Below are 15,815 nucleotides of genomic sequence, written 5' to 3'. Positions count from 1 at the left end.
TCGGCGGATTCCGACGACGATTTTCACGCGATGTCCCGACTCGTATCGATAGCGACCGACTCGGTGAATTCGAGCTTGATGGTTTCCGGCAGTGCGCTCCCGCCGCGGAACTTCGGAACCGCCAACCGATTTTCGACTCGGTCGCCCGAAATATCGGTGCGCAGTTGGAACACCACGTCGACGGCGTGTTCCGTGATATCGCGCTGGTCGGGGACGCTCCGACCGTCGAGACAGTGGAGGACGGCGAGGCTGTCGGTTCCGCGAACGTGGCTCTGTAGGTCGTGCAGGAAGTTCCGGTATCGGGTCGGATCTTCGCGTTCGAGCAGATCAACCGGGTCTACGACGAGCGTCGAATCACCCGGCAACCGCTGAAACAGTCGCCGGGCGTGGTCGAGCGGGGCATCGCCGGGAATGTAGCGTACTTCCGGGATTCTCCGACCGGAGTTGTGGCGGAATTCCGCGCTCACGGACTCCTCGGTGCGGTCGGTCGTGAGGTACAGCGTGGGGCGACTCGACGTAAACTCCGATAGGAGGAGTTCGGCTTGACTGGCGGGAGGTGCACAGAGGGCAACGGTGCTCCCCGGTGGCAATCCTCCGTCAAGTTTCCGGTCGAGCACCGGAACGCCGGTCGAAAGTCGCTCTTCCATAAATTCGACAACTATATACTCTTTCATAAGTGTTTGGACAGGATAGCCGACGCGAGGGTGTCGTACCCCCGAGCGACCGATTCGTCCGAAAGTACGGGTGAGCCAGCGACGGGAATCGTCGCCAAGATGGGGCAGTCGAGCAGTCGTTCGACGCCGCGAGGTGAACGGTTCGTTCTTGTCACGACACACCCCACGACGGGAGTATCCAGTGCGCGCGCCATCGCTGCGGTTTTAGCAGTGTCGCGGAGACAGGCGCGGTTCGACGTCGTTACCAATAGGATGTGGTCTGTGGCGCGAAGCGGCGTGACGGCGTCTGGCCCTGCCCCGGCAGGGCAGTCCACGAGGACGTGGTCTGCGCAGTTTGCGAGTCGGGCGAGTGCGGAGTCAAGGCGCACCCCTCTTCCCGGGGATTGCGGGGCGGGGACGACTTTGACGCCGGAAAGATCGGGTGGCAGGTGTGCAACGTCCTCGATTCTGGCTCCGTTTGCGACCGCCGCGAGTCCGGGTGTGTTGTCCACATCGGCGAGCAGGTGGAGGTTCGGCATATCGAGGTCGGCGTCCACCGCGAACACCGACCGGCGAGTTCTGCCGAGGGAACCCGCGAGACCGAGCGTCGTCGTCGTTTTTCCACAGCCTCCCTTTCCCCCTGCGATGGCGATCATACCGGGGTTGGTTTCGTCATCCGATTTAACGTTGGGGGCGACCCGTGGCTTTCAAGACTGGCGGTGACGCCTGTTCAAACGATGCGGGACGACCACCTCATAGATACGAAACAACTCGCGCACGAGGACATCGAGGCCGTCCTCGACCGCGCCGCCGAAATCGACGCCGATCCGTCGGCGTTCGTCGACCGACACGCAGGAAAACTGCTCGGGTTGCTGTTTTACGAACCGAGTACTCGAACGAAAATGAGCTTCGAAACCGCCATCAAGCGCCTTGGCGGAGACATCGTCGATATGGGTTCCGTCGAATCGTCTAGCGTGAAGAAAGGAGAAAGCCTCGCCGACACGACTCGGGTTATCGAAGGTTATGCCGACGCGCTCGTGCTTCGTCACCCGAGTCAGGGCGCAGCGAAGATGGTGAGCGATTTCGTGGACGTACCCCTGCTCAACGCGGGCGACGGGGCGGGCCACCATCCGACCCAGACCTTGCTTGACCTCTACACGATTCGGGAGAATGCCGGATTGGACGACATCACCATCGGCATCATGGGCGATTTGAAGTACGGGCGGACGGTTCACTCGCTCGCGCACGCGCTGACGAACTTCGACGTTCGCCAGCATTTCATCAGCCCCGGAAGTTTGCAACTTCCGCGGAGCGTCCGATACGACCTCCACGAGGCGGGTGCGAGCGTCCGCGAGCACACCGACATCGAGGACGTACTTCCGAATTTGGACGTTCTCTACGTGACGCGCATCCAGCGCGAACGTTTCCCCGACGAAAACGAATATCGGGAAATTGCCGGCGAATACCGTATCGATATGGAGACGCTAGAAAACGCGACGGACGAGTTAACCATCATGCACCCGCTACCCCGCGTCGATGAAATCGCGCCTGAGGTGGACAGCACGGAGCACGCGACCTACTTCGAACAGGCGCACAATGGCGTTCCGGTGCGGATGGCGATTCTCGATTCACTGCTGGAGGAACAATGAGCGACCACGAACTTCGCGTCAGTAAGATTCGAAACGGCACCGTAATCGACCACATTCGCGCTGGACAGGCGCTCAACGTCCTCGCCATTCTCGGCATTGACGGCAGTGACGGCAGTGACGGCGAAGCCGTGAGCGTCGGGATGAACGTCCCAAGCGACCGAATGGGACGGAAGGACATCGTGAAAGTCGAGGGCAGAGAGCTGAGCCAGAACGAGGTGGACGTGCTCTCTCTCATCGCTCCCGACGCGAGCATCAACATCATACGCGAGTACGAAGTAGCAGAAAAGCACCGATTGGAGCGTCCCACGGAAGTCGTCGGTATCCTTTCCTGTCCGAACAGCAACTGCATCACGACGAAAGACGAACCCGTCGAATCGAAATTCGAGGTGTTGGAAGACGGCGTTCGATGCGAATACTGCGACACCATCATCCGAACGGACCTCGCCGCACATATCAGCGTCAAGTGAGAAACGGCGGCTTAACCCTCCAAACTGAAGAAAACGGTCAGTTCGGTTTATGCCGTCTCTCGAACTCATGGCAGTATGAGAATCCCAATTGGCCAGCGGACGACGGTCGTGTCTGCTGTCGTTCTGTCGTTTCTCCTCGCACTTTCGGGAGTCACGGCGCTCGCTGGAGGCGTCGGGTCGGGTCCGAATGTAAAGCCGATCGTCAGCGGCAGTTCAGGAGCGAACGGTGGCCAGTTCGGGCAGTTCAGTCAACTCGGCCAGTACAGAGTTTCCATCGACAACGCGACGATTCGAACGTGGGCACTGCGAAACGCCACGGTGCGGAACGCGACGGTAGATACCGTCCGCGTTCAAAGACTGCAAACGGACGATGAAGTTCGCCGGAACGTCACGCTGCGCAACGTCGATGTTTCCGAACTCGAAATCGAAGAAGGGGAGCTTAACAACGTGACCACACAGAGAATCGTCGTCAGAAATCGCTCAATTCTCGACGTCCCGGGTGGCAGCGTCTTCGACCCGGGCGTTAGAGACCGCGTCATCGAGCGCACCGTCCTCGCCAACGTAGTCGTCGAAGGTGCGAACCTGGACACGCTGATTGTGGAGAACATGACCGTCCGAAACGCCGAGGTACCGGAGCGCTCCGACCAGTCGCTTGTTCCACCCGCAGTAACGGATCCCTCGTCAGCGCCGCGACCTGACGTCGTCATCCGGAACGGAACCGCGGAATCGGCGGTCGTTAGAAACGCGACTGCCGGGGAGTGGTCGGCGGATGAAGTCGATAGAGGAACCGAAGGGCAGGAAAATGCCACGAATTCATCCGAAAACGGCTCCGACGATTAGAGCAGGTTTTTCGTTTCGATTCGTACTTCGTCGATCTGTATTTCATCCGAAAATGCACTGCCAACCAGTCGGAATCGCGGTACCCAAACGTCTTCTCCTGCTCGAATTTCGAGTCCCGGAACGTCTCCGAAAACAGCCGCAAATTCGTGCGCCGCGGTTTCGTCTTCGTTATTTTCGTCCTCGTTATCGTTCGGAATCACGAGTTCGACCGTCCCGAAATGCGCGTCATCCCACGACCCGAGGTCGATTTCAACCTCGCTTCCGTCCGGATGTAGTTCGACGCGGAACTCCCACGGCGTCATGACGAACGTTCGTCTCCCGTCGCGGTCGCGCACCGACCACCCCGCGTCCTCTGCTCGGTCGCAAATCGCGTCGAACTCGCTCGTACAGAGTCCCAGGTGGTCGAAATGCGGTCGCCGTCCGGGTGCGAGTGTGACGTTCGCGTAGCCTCGCTCCGCGTCCTGAAGCCGGAGCCGAAACTCGTCCGGAACGGGGTCGTCCGCTTCCAACGCGCGAAACTCGCCATCGACGCGGCCGAACCGCCGATACAGCGGCAGGCCGCGGACTGCGAGTCGGTTTTCCGCGCCGCTCACGTCGGGCGTGTTGAAGTGGAGATGAAAGAGTCTCGTCGGGGTGTGCATGTCCGACAGTCGTTCACATCCGAAAAAAGGATTCGGTTGCGGCTTACTCTTCGACTTCTTCCGCTTCGTCGGCTTCGAGCTCCTCAACGATTTCGTCCTCGTCGATGTCCGCGTCTTCGAGCGCTTCTTCGAGGTCGGCACCGCCCATGCCGCCCATTCCCATTCCGCCCATCATGCCAGCGCCGGCGCCGTCGATGGTCTCCTGCACGATGACACGGTCAAGGTCGAGCCGGTCGATAACGTCCTGCGCAATCTGCTGTTTCTGGAACATCCACTGCTGGTTCATCGAAAGCTGTGGCGTCGCCTCGATGTAGAGCGTCTCCTTTTCGACCGTTTCGGTTTCCGTTTCACCATCATCGTCTTCGACTTCTACCTCAACTTCGTCCGTCTGAATCCACATGTCGAGGTCGGCATCGATGTACATCGAGAACAGGCCTTTTGCCTTCTCGTCTTCGTCCTCGACTTCTTCGAGAACTTCGTACTCGTACTCGATATCCTCGCCCGCGAGCGGGTGATTGAAGTCAACGCGCGCGCGGCCGCCGATGATAGTTTCGACGAAGCCCTGCTGGCCGTCGACGTTGACGCGCGCACCGGGGTAGCGGTCGTCTTCCTGAATTTTGTCGGCGCTGACGGTTCGAACCTCTTCGTTGTCGTACTCGCCGAACGCGAGATCGACTGTCACGTCGCCTTCCACGCCCGCTTCTTTGCCGTAGATGTCATCTTCGACGTCCTCGAAGATGTGACCCGCACCGAGAACGATGGTGCGCGGGCCGAACTCTCGTCCTTCAGCTTCGACGCCTTCCTCTTCAGCGACTTCCTCGCTGGTCGTGTCTACGAGATCGCCGTCCTCGACGGTTCGTGCGGTGTAATCCAGACTGATGAAGTCTCCCTCTTGTAGTCCGTCCTGCTGTTCGGTTTCTTCTTCCTCGGTCACTTCTGCCTCTTGTTCGTCACTCATACACAGAACGACACCCGTTCGCCCCTTAAGAATCACGTTTCGCCCGCGAGGGAACGCACCGCCGAAGAGGGACGTTTACATCACCCCTTCGCGTAGTTTTCCCCGATGGATGCGCCAGAGGCCGCCGCGTTCCTCGCCGGGTCGCCGGAGCGACTTCGCTTGCTCGGCAATCTCCGCGAGCAGTCCGGTTCCCCGCGGGACGTGGCCGATGCAACTGACGTTTCCCGCCGGAGCGTCCAACGAAATCTCTCGGAGTTCGCCGACCGCGGCTGGGTCGAAAAGCGCGACGGCGTCTACGAACTCACAACCACTGGAGAACTCGTCGCACGAATCCACGAGGAATACGTCGAGACGCTCGACGCGGTTTCCGAATACGACTCCTTCTACCGCCACCTGCCGGATGCAAATCACGCCCCGAACCCTCTGTGGGTGACTGACGCAACGCTCGTTACTGCCTCTCCCGACCAGCCACAGGCACCGGTGAGCCACTACGTGAAGCGACTGCGCGCGCGAGAAACCACGACGATTCGAATGCTCGCTCCCGTCCTTAGCCGACTGTACCACGACGCGCACGCGGAACTCGTTCTATCGGGCGTCGAAACGGAACTCGTCATGCCGCCGGAACGAATCGAAACCGCCCGGTCGAGCAATCCACTCGAATTTCGACTCGTCAGTCGCACCATCGACATCTACGAACACGACGGCCCGGTCGAGTTCGGCCTGACGCTCGGCGACGACTGGGCGTTCGCGGGTGCGTACGACGATGACGGCCAACTTCGAGCATTGCTCGAATGTGACGACTGCGATTTTTTCGAGTGGGCCGAAACGGTGTACCGTCGGTATCACAATCGTTCGTCCCCCATTCGGTGACGGCGGAGAGTTCCGAAGGTGATAAACCACGCGGAACCATTCGCCGGTGTATGGACGTGGCGTTGGGTGGGACGTTTGACCCGGTGCACGATGGCCACCGGGCGTTGTTCGAGCGAGCGTTCGAACTCGGAGACGTGACCGTTGGACTGACGAGCGACGACCTCGCGCCGAAAACGCGCAACGAAGACCGAAACGTTCGGTCGTTCACGGAGCGAAAGGCCGACCTCGAATCCGAACTTCGACCGTTCGCCGAGGCGAAAGACCGCGAGTTCGACGTTCGAAAACTCACCGAACCAACCGGTATCGCCACCGAGGAGAAGTTCGACGTGCTCATCGTTTCCCCCGAAACGAAACACGGCGGCGAGCGAATCAACGAACTCCGCGAAGAACGCGGGTTCGACCCGCTCGAAATCGTGGTCGTCCCGCACGTCGAAGCCGAGGACGGCGACATCATCTCGAGTACGCGAATCGTCAACGGCGAAATCGACGAACACGGTAATCTGACCCCCGCTCGGAGCGGACGCGATTGAGAGTTTTTGCTTTCGTTCACCACGACGGGGGTTGCAGTCCCGCTTTTTCCAAAATCGTCTTCCAGCGTTGCTGAATCGTCAGGCGAGCGACGCCGACCGCATCCGCCACCGCCTGCTGTGAGCGCTGGTCGCCTTCGATGAGCGACCCGGCGTAAAGGCTGGCCGCCGCGACCGCGCGTTTCGACCGATCTTCGGGGTCGTCTACGTCGGAAATCGTCGTGAGAAAGAGGTCGGCCGCGCGGGAGCGAGCGCCGGTTTCGAGTTCGAGACGGTCGGCAGCCTGTTGGAGTTCAGCGAGCCACGCTTCGTTTTCGACTTGGTCACGTGCCCGATACACGACACGAGGTAGCGCGGCATGGGATATAAACGCTCGTCCGACGAGAGCGACAGGTTCTTATCGCAGAGTTCGAAATTTGGTATTGCGTGCGGGTAGCCAAGCTAGGCCAACGGCGCAGCGCTTAGGACGCTGTCTCGTAGGAGTCCGCCGGTTCGAATCCGGTCCCGCACATTCTCCTCGAACTTCGTTCGTGAGAGGAGAGTGCGTTCAACGGATTCGAACCTCGCAAATCATGGAGTAGCCACGGAAAATATGAAAAATCGCCGCAAGTCGCTCAACAACAGCAGCTTCAGTGCGCGGTGAAACCGTCGATGACGCCGCCGCAGTCCGGGCACGACACGAGCTCGGTGCCGGTGCTTTTGTGTCCGGTTGGGTTTCCGTTGCGAGTCGTCTTCGAGGTACTACCGCCGAGTAGTTCAGAACTACAGTATGGGCACTCTTGCATGATACTCACTCACGTTCGATACGCGGTAACATCCGTCAACACACGATGTACCGTGATATACTTTGTGTCGACGAAACCGCTCAAACGGAATCTGTGGACACATTCCGCGCTCGATTGAAAATCAGTGGAAAACTCGGGAGCAGACACTTCTCAGGCGAGTGCGTTGCGGGCGTTTTCGACCGCGGCCTCTTTTTTCGCGGGGTACGCTTCAACTTTGGCGCGGAGGGTGATTCCCTCGCCGAGTTCGACCGCATCGCGGTAGGCCGACTGCTTATCGAGTGAGACGAAAAACGAACAGTTGTCGTCCACGCGCTGGTCTAGTTCGTCGCGCACTCGGTCGATATCGGCGAGTTCGCGGAGTTTGCCGAGGATATGGCGCATCTCGTCGGCGTTCTCCACGCGCGCCGAGAGCACGATGATTCTGTCGCCGTGGTGTCCTTCGCTCTGCATTCGTTCGATTTCGACCTCCTGGGGGAGGAACGTTTCGAGGGCGGTTTCGACGCGCTGGTCGTCCTCGGTCGCGTAGCAGAACGTCCGTAGGTCGATGTAGTGGAAGGGAACGCTGGCCATGATGAATGTACGAATCGAGGGCAGAAAAGTTACGCTTCGTCTTCGACGGCTTCGAGCGAGTCCTCGGGGATGCCCGTTTCCTGTCCGTCCTCGAAGCTGATGGTGTACGTGGCGTCGCCGAACATGCTTTCCATGACCTGCGTGATTTTGCCCTCTTCGCCGTCGTAGTCGCTGTGCTGGTCGTGCAGGATGACGCGGTCGTCTTCGTCGAAGCTCATACCGCCGAATAGCCCGCCCGATGGTAAAAAGCGACCGATTCAGGAATGTCGGCGACCGAAGGCTTATTCCGACTGCCAGAATATCGTGGCACATGATTACACTCGTTACTGGGCTTCGTTCATCTCGTCGGTCGCGCTCCACAACGAGACCGCGGACACGACTCCACGCGACCAAAAATGACGCTCGATGATCTGTGGTTTCTCGCCACCGAGGCGGAACAGCGCGCCGAGCAGGCGTACCACAGGTTGACGGACGACTACGCGCAGTTTCTGGAGTTCTCGCGTACCTACGACGTCTCCCGCAGACGGTTCCGAACCCTCGCCCGGAGGGTATCCGAAAGCGGTGCGCCCTACGGCGCGCACACTGCGGTCTATCGACCGTCGGGCGAACTGCTCCTCGTCTGGCACGAGGGCGTGGATATGTGGGTGCTTCCCGGCGGCGGCGTCCGCGACGGGGAATCCTACCACGAGACGGCGGAGCGGGAGCTCGGCGAAGAAGCGGGAATCGACGCGGAATACGAGGGGTTGGGGATTGCGACCCGAACCGCGATTCGGTGCGGCGAGTATTCAACGTGGGGCGTCCTCCCGGTGTTCGAGGCGAAAGCCGAAACGACCGCGCTGACGGTCGAAGACCCGGACGGCGAGATTACCGACGCGAAGTGGTTCACGGAATTGCCCGAAAACACCCGCGACCGCGAGCAGTTGCTGGCGTGGCAGGACGACCGATTCTGAACAAGGAGAGCGTGACGCCGTAGAAAAGTGTGGTGTTGGTTCTTAGTTCCCGTGCGAGACGCCCTCCCGCGAGTCGGCGTCCATCCGCCGAATCGCGCCGCGGGCGTTGCTCGATTCGTAGCCGAAAAACACGTCGTTCGCGTAGGCGTCCGCGACTTCCGTGGCGTGGATGAGGTTGTCGATGTCTATGTCCACGGCGTACAGTTCGACACTGAACGGAATATCGAGGGCGTCTTCGAATCCGGTTGCGATGACCTCCAACCAGTAGGTCGTCGAGTAGGCCATGTCGTACAGCGGGACGACGAACTCGTCAACGTACTCCGAAAGGGCGTCCAAATCCAGTCCGGCGCGGTCGTAAAGGTGGCCGGGATAGGGGTCAGGGTAGAGGGTGAGATAGGTTTTACCGGGGATTCGATCGGTTGCCTCTGTGACGAACTCCGTGATGACGTTGGCCCGCCATTCTTGCCAGTCGTCGTAGTCGCTTTCTTCGAATTCGGACTCGCACTGGTCGCAGTGGCAGTACTCCGCGCGCGGGAATCCGATATCGTCCAACCGAACGTCTGGGTTCGCCTCTGCCGCGTCCGAAATCATTTCTAACAATCCTTCGCGGTACGATTCGCGGGTCGGACAGATGTAGCCCCAGTCGAAGTACGGTTGCTCGCGGGTCGCCAGTTCGCCCTCGTCGCTCACCGGAACCAGTGAGGGGTTGCTCTCGGCGGCGGCGCTGTCGCCGAAACAGGAAATCATGTTCACGCCCGACTCGACCGGTTCGGTCGCGCGCCCTGTTACGTCTTTCATCTCGTAGAAGCCCCATTCGAACTCGGGCCAATCGAGTTCCTCCGGATTTCGCGTCACCACGCCGTACATGATTGGATAGTTGGGTTCGTCCCGGTAATCGGTTTCGGACGCGGGACGGGAGTGGACGGCTCAATATGTAACTTTTCAACCACTTTCGAATGCGCCCGACATCTTTACGATGCTGTGGATGTTGGTATCTGTCCATGCTTCAAACCCTCTTCCGCGTCGTCAAATCCGGGATTCGACTGTTGGCCTCCACTACTCCTACCACCCCCGCCGGAAACAATTCCTTGGATAAGCTGAACGTCATCACCCTGCTCGTGCAGGCCGGGAACGCCTTCCGGAAGGGAGAACCGATGAAAGGCGCTATTTTAATCGGTGCGGCGACTATAGCGCCGAAGAATCGAAAGCTGTCGTACCTCGTACAGGGCGTGGTCACGGCGGACAATATTCGAAAGCGATTCAAATAACACCGATTTCGAAGGGAGGTAGAGTAACACCTGGCTGCTCAGTTTGTCAGCGGGTGCAGGCCGGACGGCGATGGGAAAAGTAAAGGATTGACTGCCCGCATTTTCGGGTATGGACTTCAGTCTCTCCGCAGAGCAGAAACAGATTCGGGACATGGTCGCGGAGTTCGTTGACGAGGAAATCAAGCCTCGCGCCGCCGAAATCGACGAAACCGACGAGTACCCCGCCGACCTCGTCAGCGAGATGGCCGACCTCGACCTGATGGGAATGCCCTTCCCCGAGGAGTACGGTGGGGCCGGACTCGACTACCACTCCTACGCAATCGGGCTCGAAGAAATTTCGCGGGGGTCGGGCGGCCTCGGAACCATCGTCGCGGCCCACACCAGCCTCGCGGGCAACATGCTCTACGAGTTCGGTAACGAGGAACAAAAACAGGAGTATTTGACGCCGCTCAACGAAGGCACCGATATCGGTGCCTTCGCACTCTCGGAACCCGGCGCCGGGAGCGACGTTCCGGCGATGGACACCACCGCCGAAAAGAACGGCGACGAGTACGTCCTGAACGGCGGCAAACTCTGGATTTCGAACGGTTCGGTCGCGGAAACGGTCACCGTCTTCGCCAAAACCGACCCCGACGCGGGCAACAAGGGCATCTCCTCGTTCGTCGTCCGACCCGAGGAGGACGACGGCTTCCACGTCGAAGGAACGGAGCACAAACTCGGCGACAAGGGCTGTCCGACCGCGGAACTCCGATTCGACGACATGCGAATTCCCGCAGACCGCTTGCTCGGGGAGGAAGGCCGCGGCTTCGTCCACGCTTTGAAAACGCTGAACGGCGGCCGAATCACCATCGCGGCGCGTAGTATCGGACTGGCCCGCGCCGCGAAGGACGACGCGCTAGAGTACGCCCAACAGCGCGAGCAGTTCGACCGCCCCATCAGCGATTTCCAGACCATCCAGCACAAACTAGCGGACATGGACACGAAAATCAGCGCCGCGAAACTCCTGATGCACCAGGCCGCAGACCGCAAGATTCGCGGCGAGGATTACATTAAGCAGGCCGCGCAGGCCAAATTGTTCGCAAGCGAAATCTCCCGCGAGGTCGCGAACGAAGGCATCCAGATTCACGGCGGTTACGGCTATACGACGGATTTCGACGCGGAACGCTACTACCGCGACGCCAAACTGAACGAAATCTACGAGGGAACGAGCGAGGTTCTGCGAAACACCATCGCCGCGCAGATGCTGGACTGAGAGGACGAATCGAGCCTTTCCGATGGATTGCTAGCTTTTCGAAAATAGATGACAATTTTCCACAGCGGCGCGCACTGGCACCGGTCCGAGGCGTTCACTTCCGAAGACCTGTGCAGACAGCGTGCGAGGTCTTCGTGAGCGACGCGAACGAGAACTTCGCTCCGCCCCTCCATCCGCCGAGGTACCGCCACTGCACCACAATCCCCCTCAACCGACCCCCTCGTTTCACTCGGTCATCCCTCGCGCGAATCCAATCTGTCCCTCGAACGAAGAGTCCTCGGAGAAGTTGTCGCACGCGCCACTGGGATTAGTATCAATTCTGCGTCGTATTTTCAACCTTTTCTCGCATCCACTGAAATTGGTCGCGCAATCGCTGTTCTCCGATATCGGTCAAAAAGTAAACGTCGTACAGTCCCTCGATTCGCTTTTTAACATGCCCGGATTCGACGAGACTAGTCAACGTACCGTAAAATCGCTTCGGATCGAGTTGTTCGTCGTAATGCGATTCGAGGCGGGATTTGAGCCGCTGGCCGCGGAGTTCCCCGGCCTCGGCGAGGAGGATACACATGTCCCGCCGGGTACCGCTCTGGTGCCATCGCGTCATGGTTCGAATGAAACGCTCACGGGACACGTGCCTTTCTGTTTCGCTCCCTCCGTTCTCTTTTTTCTCTCGTTTTCCGCCTGTTCGCGTCGGAACCGATACCTTCGACTGTGTTCCCTTCGAACCGCCGTCCATGACCACGATTTCGGAAAACGGAATATCCGCGACCTATTTCGAAACCGACCACGAGCGCGTCCTCGAACTATCCCGCGACGGACGAACCGCAGCGGTGGCGCAAAACCTCGACGGATACGGCATGCTCAAAGTTCGCGACACGCCGGAGAGTCCAGAAATCGAGCGATACTACGGCTTCGACATGGCACTCGATCACGCGGCGGAACTGCTCGGCGTCCGACCGAACGACCTGCCGATTCCCGACCCCGCCGCGGACATGGGTATGTAAGTTTCGAGAGCGGTGGACGCAACGGATTACGAAAACCTCTCCAATCCAAGAGGGGCGTCGCCTTCATAAAAGAAAATGTCGGGTGACATATACCCCCGCAAACCTTTTCTCCGGTGATTGAGTGACCTTCTGTAATGACTGACCTGACCGAACTTCTCGAAAACCTCGTCAGTGGCGTTGACGCGGTGTTCCTTTTCTCTCCGAGCGGGTCGTACTACGAGCGATTCTCCGACCTGAACGGTTCCGACGTGGTGGTCGTTGCACCGGACAACAACGTCGGTGCGAGCGATTTCGTCGAACTTCCGTTGGAATTCGACAATGTCAAAGACCGAATCCGGTTCGGCATCGAGGGTGCAATCGACCACGGACTCGCGGAGGACGGCGACGAACTCACCTGTATCGCCAGCATGTTCGGCGACGGAATCGACACCGTCACCCGAACCAGAGCGAACGAGGAGTCTCATTCTGGAATCTACGACCTTTTTGCTAATTCGAGAGCCGACCCCGGCGTCATCCGCGACGTGTTCGAAGTCGCCATCGAACTCGGGAAGAAGGGACAGAAAGGCAAACCGGTCGGCGCGCTGTTCGTCGTCGGCGACGCTGGTAAAGTGATGAACAAGTCGCGTCCGCTCTCGTACAATCCGTTCGAGAAATCGCACGTTCACGTCGGCGACCCTATCGTGAACGTTATGTTGAAGGAATTCTCCCGACTGGACGGTGCGTTCGTCATCTCGGACTCGGGGAAAATCGTCTCCGCCTATCGCTATCTCGAACCGTCCGCCGAGGGAGTTGACATCCCGAAAGGTCTCGGCGCACGCCACATGGCGGCAGGAGCGATTACCCGCGATACGAATGCTACGGCCATCGTCCTCTCCGAGAGCGACGGCCTCGTTCGGTCGTTCAAGGGCGGCGAGCTGATTCTCGAACTGGATCCGGAGGGATATTAGATGCAACCCGAGTGGCGAGTACTCCTCTACGAGGAGTACCGAATCGTTCTCGCCATTCTCATTCTCGTCGCTGGTGGTATCGCGGGCTATCTCCTCGGCCGATTGAATCGGCGCATCCTCCGGGCCGCGGGCGTCCACGAAGTGGTGGAGGGAACCCCGTTCGAGCGTACCGCTCGAAGTCTCGGAACGACGACGGTGTCACTCATCGCCCGCCTCACCTCCTGGTTCATCTACGGCGTCGCGATTTTGCTCGCGCTCAACACCGCCGAACTACCCCTGAGCACGCAGTTGTTCTGGCAAATCATCCTCTTTACCCCGCAGCTGTTCGTCGCGGCGCTGGTGTTCATCATCGGATTCGTCGTAGCCGACAAGGCGGAATTGCTGGTCAGTGAACGACTGCGGAGCGTCAAGCTCCCCGAAGTGAGCGTCCTCCCGCGAATGGTCAAATACAGTATCGTCTACATCGCGTCGCTCATCGCATTGAGTCAGGTGAACGTCGCCACGCTCACTCTCATCGTCCTGTTCGCGGCCTACGTCCTCGCCGTCATCGTCTTCGGGGCGGTAGCGTTCTGGGACCTGCTCCGGTCGTCCGCGGCGGGAATCTATCTCCTGCTTAACCAACCCTACGGCATTGGCGACGAGATTCGCGTCGCTGGCAACCAGGGAATCGTTCAAGAGGTCGATATGTTCGTCACCCACATCGAAAACGACGGCGAGGAGTTCATCCTGCCGAACCACCTCGTCATGCGGAAGGGCGCGGTTCGACTGCGAAACTGAATCGAAAAACGGCCACAGAATCCTCATTTTATCTATCTTTTCTGCGTTCAGTATGGAATCCGAAACGACAGCCGCGTTCAATCCGCCTCGTTTACGACGTCGGTATTCGATAGAAAATCCGGCACAGGTCTGCGAGAACAGAGAACCATAAATATCATTAATATACGCTGATATTGATGGATGATGGAGAATAAGTCATGGGAATTCACCGAATATGACGGGCGACGTATCGTATTCGCTCTCGGTGGACTGTACGTCGCGGCCGCCATCGGTTGGCGATTCATGTCGATAGCGGAGAATGTACTGCTCAACCAATCCCTGACAATCTCTACTCTGATCGGCGTTCCCGGTTTCGTACTTCTGTATGGTGGCTATCGACTGCCCCGAACCGAAGTCCGTCCCGTATTCTTCCAAACCATCGCTAAGTGGTGTCTCGGTAGCATCGGGGTTATGCTCGGGGTTCTTCTGTTCATCGCGCTCGCTGCCGATATTACCAGCGTGGTCGTCAACACCCTCATCCTCACGGCCCTCGCCAGCGTCGCCGGTCTCGGGATGGGTTTCCACGATGCACGGGCCAAAACGCGGGCACTCAACGCCGAAGAGCGGCGACAGGAAGCTGAACGCTACGGTCAGGAACTCAGACGCTACGAGAGTATCGTTGAAACTGTCAACGAGGGGATTTTGGCCGTCGACGAGAACAGCCACTTCACGTTGGTGAACGAGGCGTACGCCGAGATGGTCGGCTACGACCAGGAAGAACTCCTCGGCTCTCATATCTCGCACGTCATCGAGAACGAGACGAAGACCGTAATCGACGAGATTCAACGAGACCTCACCACGGACGACACCGAGGCGAAAACGTACGAGGCAGTGTTGGAAACAGCGTCCGGGAAACGAATCGAAGCCGAAGCGACTGTTGCAGGACTCCCGGATAAGGAGGGTGCCGAACACGACCACGTCGGTGTCGTCCGTGACGTTACCGAGCGAAACGAGCGCGAGCGACAACTCGAACAGCAGAACAAGCGACTGGATAGCTTCGCGAGCATGGTGGCCCACGAACTCCGGAATCCGCTCATGATCGGTCAGATGTACTGCCGCGAACTCCCGGCGGATGCGAACCCAATTGCGGTTGACTACATCGTGGAAGCGTTCGACCGCATCGAGGACATCATCGACGTGATGTTGGTGATAACGCAGGGTTACGAGGCGGTTCTCGAGAGCAGTCCGGTGGAACTCGCTGACGTAGCGCACGATGCGTGGATCAAAGCGGACGCCCCTGACGCGACGCTGGAGGTACGGGTAGACGACACGATACAGGCCGACGAGACGTACGTTCAACATCTGTTCAGAAACCTCTTCGAGAACGCTGTGGAACACGATGGAAACGACGTTACCATCACAGTCGGCGAACTACCGGTTGGATTCTACGTGGCCGACAACGGGGTCGGCATACCGGCGGACGACCGAGAAACCATCTTCGAAACGGGATACACGACGGCGTCCAGTCACGGCGGAATGGGATTAGGGCTGGCGTTCGTCAAGGAACTGACGAACGTGTACGGATGGAAGTGTACGGTGACGGAGAGCAACACCGGCGGTGCACGATTCGAATTTACGAATATCGAGACTCACAACGTAGTCGAGTGATCGTCACCGT

Annotated in this window: 22 protein-coding genes and 1 tRNA gene; 13 read left to right on the top strand and 10 right to left on the bottom strand. The window is 59.0% G+C overall.

Annotation, left to right across the window (positions count from 1 at the left end; translation table 11 throughout):
* Positions 1-23 precede the first annotated feature (23 nt).
* Together LIX15_RS00730 and LIX15_RS00725 are read right to left on the bottom strand one after the other, a co-directional pair.
* Positions 24-647 carry an RAD55 family ATPase gene (locus tag LIX15_RS00730; RefSeq protein WP_227775605.1) on the bottom strand — a complete coding sequence of 208 codons (624 nt, stop codon included), beginning with the start codon at positions 645-647 and terminating at the stop codon, positions 24-26.
* Between the two features lie 23 nt (positions 648-670).
* Entirely contained in the window at positions 671-1,309 is a 639-nt protein-coding gene (locus LIX15_RS00725; protein WP_227775604.1) for a MinD/ParA family ATP-binding protein, read from the bottom strand.
* 81 nt (positions 1,310-1,390) lie between these two features.
* On the opposite strand from LIX15_RS00725, the gene pyrB reads away from it, so the two are divergent.
* The 3 genes from pyrB to LIX15_RS00710 all read left to right on the top strand — a co-directional run bounded on the left by pyrB (position 1,391) and on the right by LIX15_RS00710 (position 3,609).
* Positions 1,391-2,302, top strand: a complete 912-nt coding sequence (gene pyrB / locus LIX15_RS00720) for an aspartate carbamoyltransferase (protein WP_227775603.1) — start codon at positions 1,391-1,393, stop codon at positions 2,300-2,302.
* Entirely contained in the window at positions 2,299-2,769 is a 471-nt protein-coding gene (gene pyrI / locus LIX15_RS00715; protein WP_227775602.1) for an aspartate carbamoyltransferase regulatory subunit, read from the top strand. Before pyrB ends, pyrI begins: the two co-directional genes overlap by 4 nt.
* 75 nt (positions 2,770-2,844) lie before the next feature.
* The gene (locus LIX15_RS00710; RefSeq protein WP_227775601.1) at positions 2,845-3,609 is read left to right on the top strand and encodes a hypothetical protein; all 765 of its coding nucleotides are present in this window, start codon (positions 2,845-2,847) and stop codon (positions 3,607-3,609) included.
* On the opposite strand, the gene LIX15_RS00705 is transcribed toward LIX15_RS00710, so the two are convergent.
* Together LIX15_RS00705 and LIX15_RS00700 are read right to left on the bottom strand one after the other, a co-directional pair.
* Positions 3,606-4,250, bottom strand: a complete 645-nt coding sequence (locus LIX15_RS00705) for a hypothetical protein (protein WP_227775600.1) — start codon at positions 4,248-4,250, stop codon at positions 3,606-3,608. The genes LIX15_RS00710 and LIX15_RS00705 overlap by 4 nt on opposite strands.
* A 43-nt stretch (positions 4,251-4,293) precedes the next feature.
* Positions 4,294-5,208: an FKBP-type peptidyl-prolyl cis-trans isomerase gene (locus tag LIX15_RS00700; protein WP_227775599.1), complete on the bottom strand. Its 915-nt coding sequence runs from the start codon at positions 5,206-5,208 to the stop codon at positions 4,294-4,296.
* A 105-nt stretch (positions 5,209-5,313) separates the two neighbouring features.
* On the opposite strand from LIX15_RS00700, the gene LIX15_RS00695 reads away from it, so the two are divergent.
* Both LIX15_RS00695 and LIX15_RS00690 read left to right on the top strand, forming a co-directional pair.
* Positions 5,314-6,078, top strand: coding sequence for a helix-turn-helix transcriptional regulator (locus tag LIX15_RS00695; protein ID WP_227775598.1), 765 nt, complete (start codon positions 5,314-5,316; stop codon positions 6,076-6,078).
* A 50-nt stretch (positions 6,079-6,128) separates the two neighbouring features.
* A complete protein-coding gene (locus tag LIX15_RS00690) occupies positions 6,129-6,608 on the top strand; it encodes a phosphopantetheine adenylyltransferase (protein WP_227775597.1) in 480 nt (159 codons plus the stop codon).
* Between the two features lie 16 nt (positions 6,609-6,624).
* Here the strand turns inward: LIX15_RS00690 and LIX15_RS00685 are convergent, their stop codons facing one another.
* A complete protein-coding gene (locus LIX15_RS00685) occupies positions 6,625-6,945 on the bottom strand; it encodes a transcription initiation factor IIB family protein (protein ID WP_227775596.1) in 321 nt (106 codons plus the stop codon).
* An 86-nt stretch (positions 6,946-7,031) separates the two neighbouring features.
* Here LIX15_RS00685 and LIX15_RS00680 point away from each other — a divergent pair.
* Positions 7,032-7,116, top strand: a tRNA-Leu gene (locus LIX15_RS00680).
* A 118-nt stretch (positions 7,117-7,234) separates the two neighbouring features.
* Here the strand turns inward: LIX15_RS00680 and LIX15_RS00675 are convergent.
* The 3 genes from LIX15_RS00675 to LIX15_RS00665 all read right to left on the bottom strand — a co-directional run bounded on the left by LIX15_RS00675 (position 7,235) and on the right by LIX15_RS00665 (position 8,178).
* The gene (locus tag LIX15_RS00675; RefSeq protein WP_227775595.1) at positions 7,235-7,390 is read right to left on the bottom strand and encodes a hypothetical protein; all 156 of its coding nucleotides are present in this window, start codon (positions 7,388-7,390) and stop codon (positions 7,235-7,237) included.
* A 150-nt stretch (positions 7,391-7,540) separates the two neighbouring features.
* Positions 7,541-7,960 (bottom strand): RNA-binding protein, encoded by a 420-nt coding sequence (locus LIX15_RS00670; protein ID WP_227775594.1) that lies wholly within the window; start codon positions 7,958-7,960, stop codon positions 7,541-7,543.
* Positions 7,961-7,989: 29 nt separating this feature from the next.
* Positions 7,990-8,178, bottom strand: a complete 189-nt coding sequence (locus LIX15_RS00665) for a DUF1918 domain-containing protein (RefSeq protein ID WP_227775593.1) — start codon at positions 8,176-8,178, stop codon at positions 7,990-7,992.
* Positions 8,179-8,355: 177 nt separating this feature from the next.
* On the opposite strand from LIX15_RS00665, the gene LIX15_RS00660 reads away from it, so the two are divergent.
* Positions 8,356-8,910, top strand: coding sequence for an NUDIX hydrolase (locus LIX15_RS00660; protein ID WP_227775592.1), 555 nt, complete (start codon positions 8,356-8,358; stop codon positions 8,908-8,910).
* A gap of 42 nt (positions 8,911-8,952) precedes the next feature.
* On the opposite strand, the gene LIX15_RS00655 is transcribed toward LIX15_RS00660, so the two are convergent.
* Positions 8,953-9,777, bottom strand: coding sequence for a hypothetical protein (locus LIX15_RS00655; protein ID WP_227775591.1), 825 nt, complete (start codon positions 9,775-9,777; stop codon positions 8,953-8,955).
* Between the two features lie 134 nt (positions 9,778-9,911).
* Between LIX15_RS00655 and LIX15_RS00650 the strand changes: the two genes are divergently transcribed.
* Both LIX15_RS00650 and LIX15_RS00645 read left to right on the top strand, forming a co-directional pair.
* Entirely contained in the window at positions 9,912-10,178 is a 267-nt protein-coding gene (locus tag LIX15_RS00650) for a hypothetical protein (protein ID WP_227775590.1), read from the top strand.
* Positions 10,179-10,287: 109 nt separating this feature from the next.
* A complete protein-coding gene (locus LIX15_RS00645) occupies positions 10,288-11,430 on the top strand; it encodes an acyl-CoA dehydrogenase (RefSeq protein ID WP_227775589.1) in 1,143 nt (380 codons plus the stop codon).
* Positions 11,431-11,743: 313 nt separating this feature from the next.
* Here LIX15_RS00645 and LIX15_RS00640 read toward each other — a convergent pair whose 3' ends face one another.
* Positions 11,744-12,034, bottom strand: a complete 291-nt coding sequence (locus LIX15_RS00640) for a PadR family transcriptional regulator (RefSeq protein WP_227775588.1) — start codon at positions 12,032-12,034, stop codon at positions 11,744-11,746.
* A 130-nt stretch (positions 12,035-12,164) separates the two neighbouring features.
* Between LIX15_RS00640 and LIX15_RS00635 the strand changes: the two genes are divergently transcribed.
* The 4 genes from LIX15_RS00635 (at position 12,165) to LIX15_RS00620 (ending at position 15,805) form a co-directional block, all read left to right on the top strand.
* Entirely contained in the window at positions 12,165-12,434 is a 270-nt protein-coding gene (locus tag LIX15_RS00635) for a DUF7111 family protein (protein WP_227775587.1), read from the top strand.
* A gap of 134 nt (positions 12,435-12,568) precedes the next feature.
* On the top strand, positions 12,569-13,381 hold the full coding sequence (gene dacZ, locus LIX15_RS00630; RefSeq protein ID WP_227775586.1) for a diadenylate cyclase DacZ: 813 nt from the start codon (positions 12,569-12,571) through the stop codon (positions 13,379-13,381).
* Positions 13,382-14,158, top strand: a complete 777-nt coding sequence (locus LIX15_RS00625; protein ID WP_227775585.1) for a mechanosensitive ion channel domain-containing protein — start codon at positions 13,382-13,384, stop codon at positions 14,156-14,158. It abuts the gene before it with no gap.
* A gap of 180 nt (positions 14,159-14,338) precedes the next feature.
* Positions 14,339-15,805 carry a PAS domain S-box protein gene (locus LIX15_RS00620; RefSeq protein ID WP_227775584.1) on the top strand — a complete coding sequence of 489 codons (1,467 nt, stop codon included), beginning with the start codon at positions 14,339-14,341 and terminating at the stop codon, positions 15,803-15,805.
* Positions 15,806-15,815 lie beyond the last annotated feature (10 nt).

The organism is Haladaptatus pallidirubidus (assembly GCF_020700235.1).
Lineage (GTDB): Archaea > Halobacteriota > Halobacteria > Halobacteriales > Haladaptataceae > Haladaptatus > Haladaptatus pallidirubidus.
Note: the sequence above shows the minus strand (reverse complement) of the source record. Positions and strands in the feature narration are given on the sequence as shown.

Coding starts and splice junctions, on each gene's coding strand:
- LIX15_RS00620 (WP_227775584.1), top strand. CDS start 14,339: ATGATGGAGAATAAGTCATGGGAATTCACCGAATATGACGGGCGACGT.
- pyrI (WP_227775602.1), top strand. CDS start 2,299: ATGAGCGACCACGAACTTCGCGTCAGTAAGATTCGAAACGGCACCGTA.
- LIX15_RS00690 (WP_227775597.1), top strand. CDS start 6,129: ATGGACGTGGCGTTGGGTGGGACGTTTGACCCGGTGCACGATGGCCAC.
- LIX15_RS00695 (WP_227775598.1), top strand. CDS start 5,314: ATGGATGCGCCAGAGGCCGCCGCGTTCCTCGCCGGGTCGCCGGAGCGA.
- LIX15_RS00710 (WP_227775601.1), top strand. CDS start 2,845: ATGAGAATCCCAATTGGCCAGCGGACGACGGTCGTGTCTGCTGTCGTT.
- LIX15_RS00645 (WP_227775589.1), top strand. CDS start 10,288: ATGGACTTCAGTCTCTCCGCAGAGCAGAAACAGATTCGGGACATGGTC.
- pyrB (WP_227775603.1), top strand. CDS start 1,391: ATGCGGGACGACCACCTCATAGATACGAAACAACTCGCGCACGAGGAC.
- LIX15_RS00725 (WP_227775604.1), bottom strand. CDS start 1,309: ATGATCGCCATCGCAGGGGGAAAGGGAGGCTGTGGAAAAACGACGACG.
- dacZ (WP_227775586.1), top strand. CDS start 12,569: ATGACTGACCTGACCGAACTTCTCGAAAACCTCGTCAGTGGCGTTGAC.
- LIX15_RS00705 (WP_227775600.1), bottom strand. CDS start 4,250: ATGCACACCCCGACGAGACTCTTTCATCTCCACTTCAACACGCCCGAC.
- LIX15_RS00700 (WP_227775599.1), bottom strand. CDS start 5,208: ATGAGTGACGAACAAGAGGCAGAAGTGACCGAGGAAGAAGAAACCGAA.
- LIX15_RS00730 (WP_227775605.1), bottom strand. CDS start 647: ATGGAAGAGCGACTTTCGACCGGCGTTCCGGTGCTCGACCGGAAACTT.
- LIX15_RS00655 (WP_227775591.1), bottom strand. CDS start 9,777: ATGTACGGCGTGGTGACGCGAAATCCGGAGGAACTCGATTGGCCCGAG.
- LIX15_RS00665 (WP_227775593.1), bottom strand. CDS start 8,178: ATGAGCTTCGACGAAGACGACCGCGTCATCCTGCACGACCAGCACAGC.
- LIX15_RS00650 (WP_227775590.1), top strand. CDS start 9,912: ATGCTTCAAACCCTCTTCCGCGTCGTCAAATCCGGGATTCGACTGTTG.
- LIX15_RS00635 (WP_227775587.1), top strand. CDS start 12,165: ATGACCACGATTTCGGAAAACGGAATATCCGCGACCTATTTCGAAACC.
- LIX15_RS00660 (WP_227775592.1), top strand. CDS start 8,356: ATGACGCTCGATGATCTGTGGTTTCTCGCCACCGAGGCGGAACAGCGC.
- LIX15_RS00640 (WP_227775588.1), bottom strand. CDS start 12,034: ATGACGCGATGGCACCAGAGCGGTACCCGGCGGGACATGTGTATCCTC.
- LIX15_RS00675 (WP_227775595.1), bottom strand. CDS start 7,390: ATGCAAGAGTGCCCATACTGTAGTTCTGAACTACTCGGCGGTAGTACC.
- LIX15_RS00670 (WP_227775594.1), bottom strand. CDS start 7,960: ATGGCCAGCGTTCCCTTCCACTACATCGACCTACGGACGTTCTGCTAC.
- LIX15_RS00625 (WP_227775585.1), top strand. CDS start 13,382: ATGCAACCCGAGTGGCGAGTACTCCTCTACGAGGAGTACCGAATCGTT.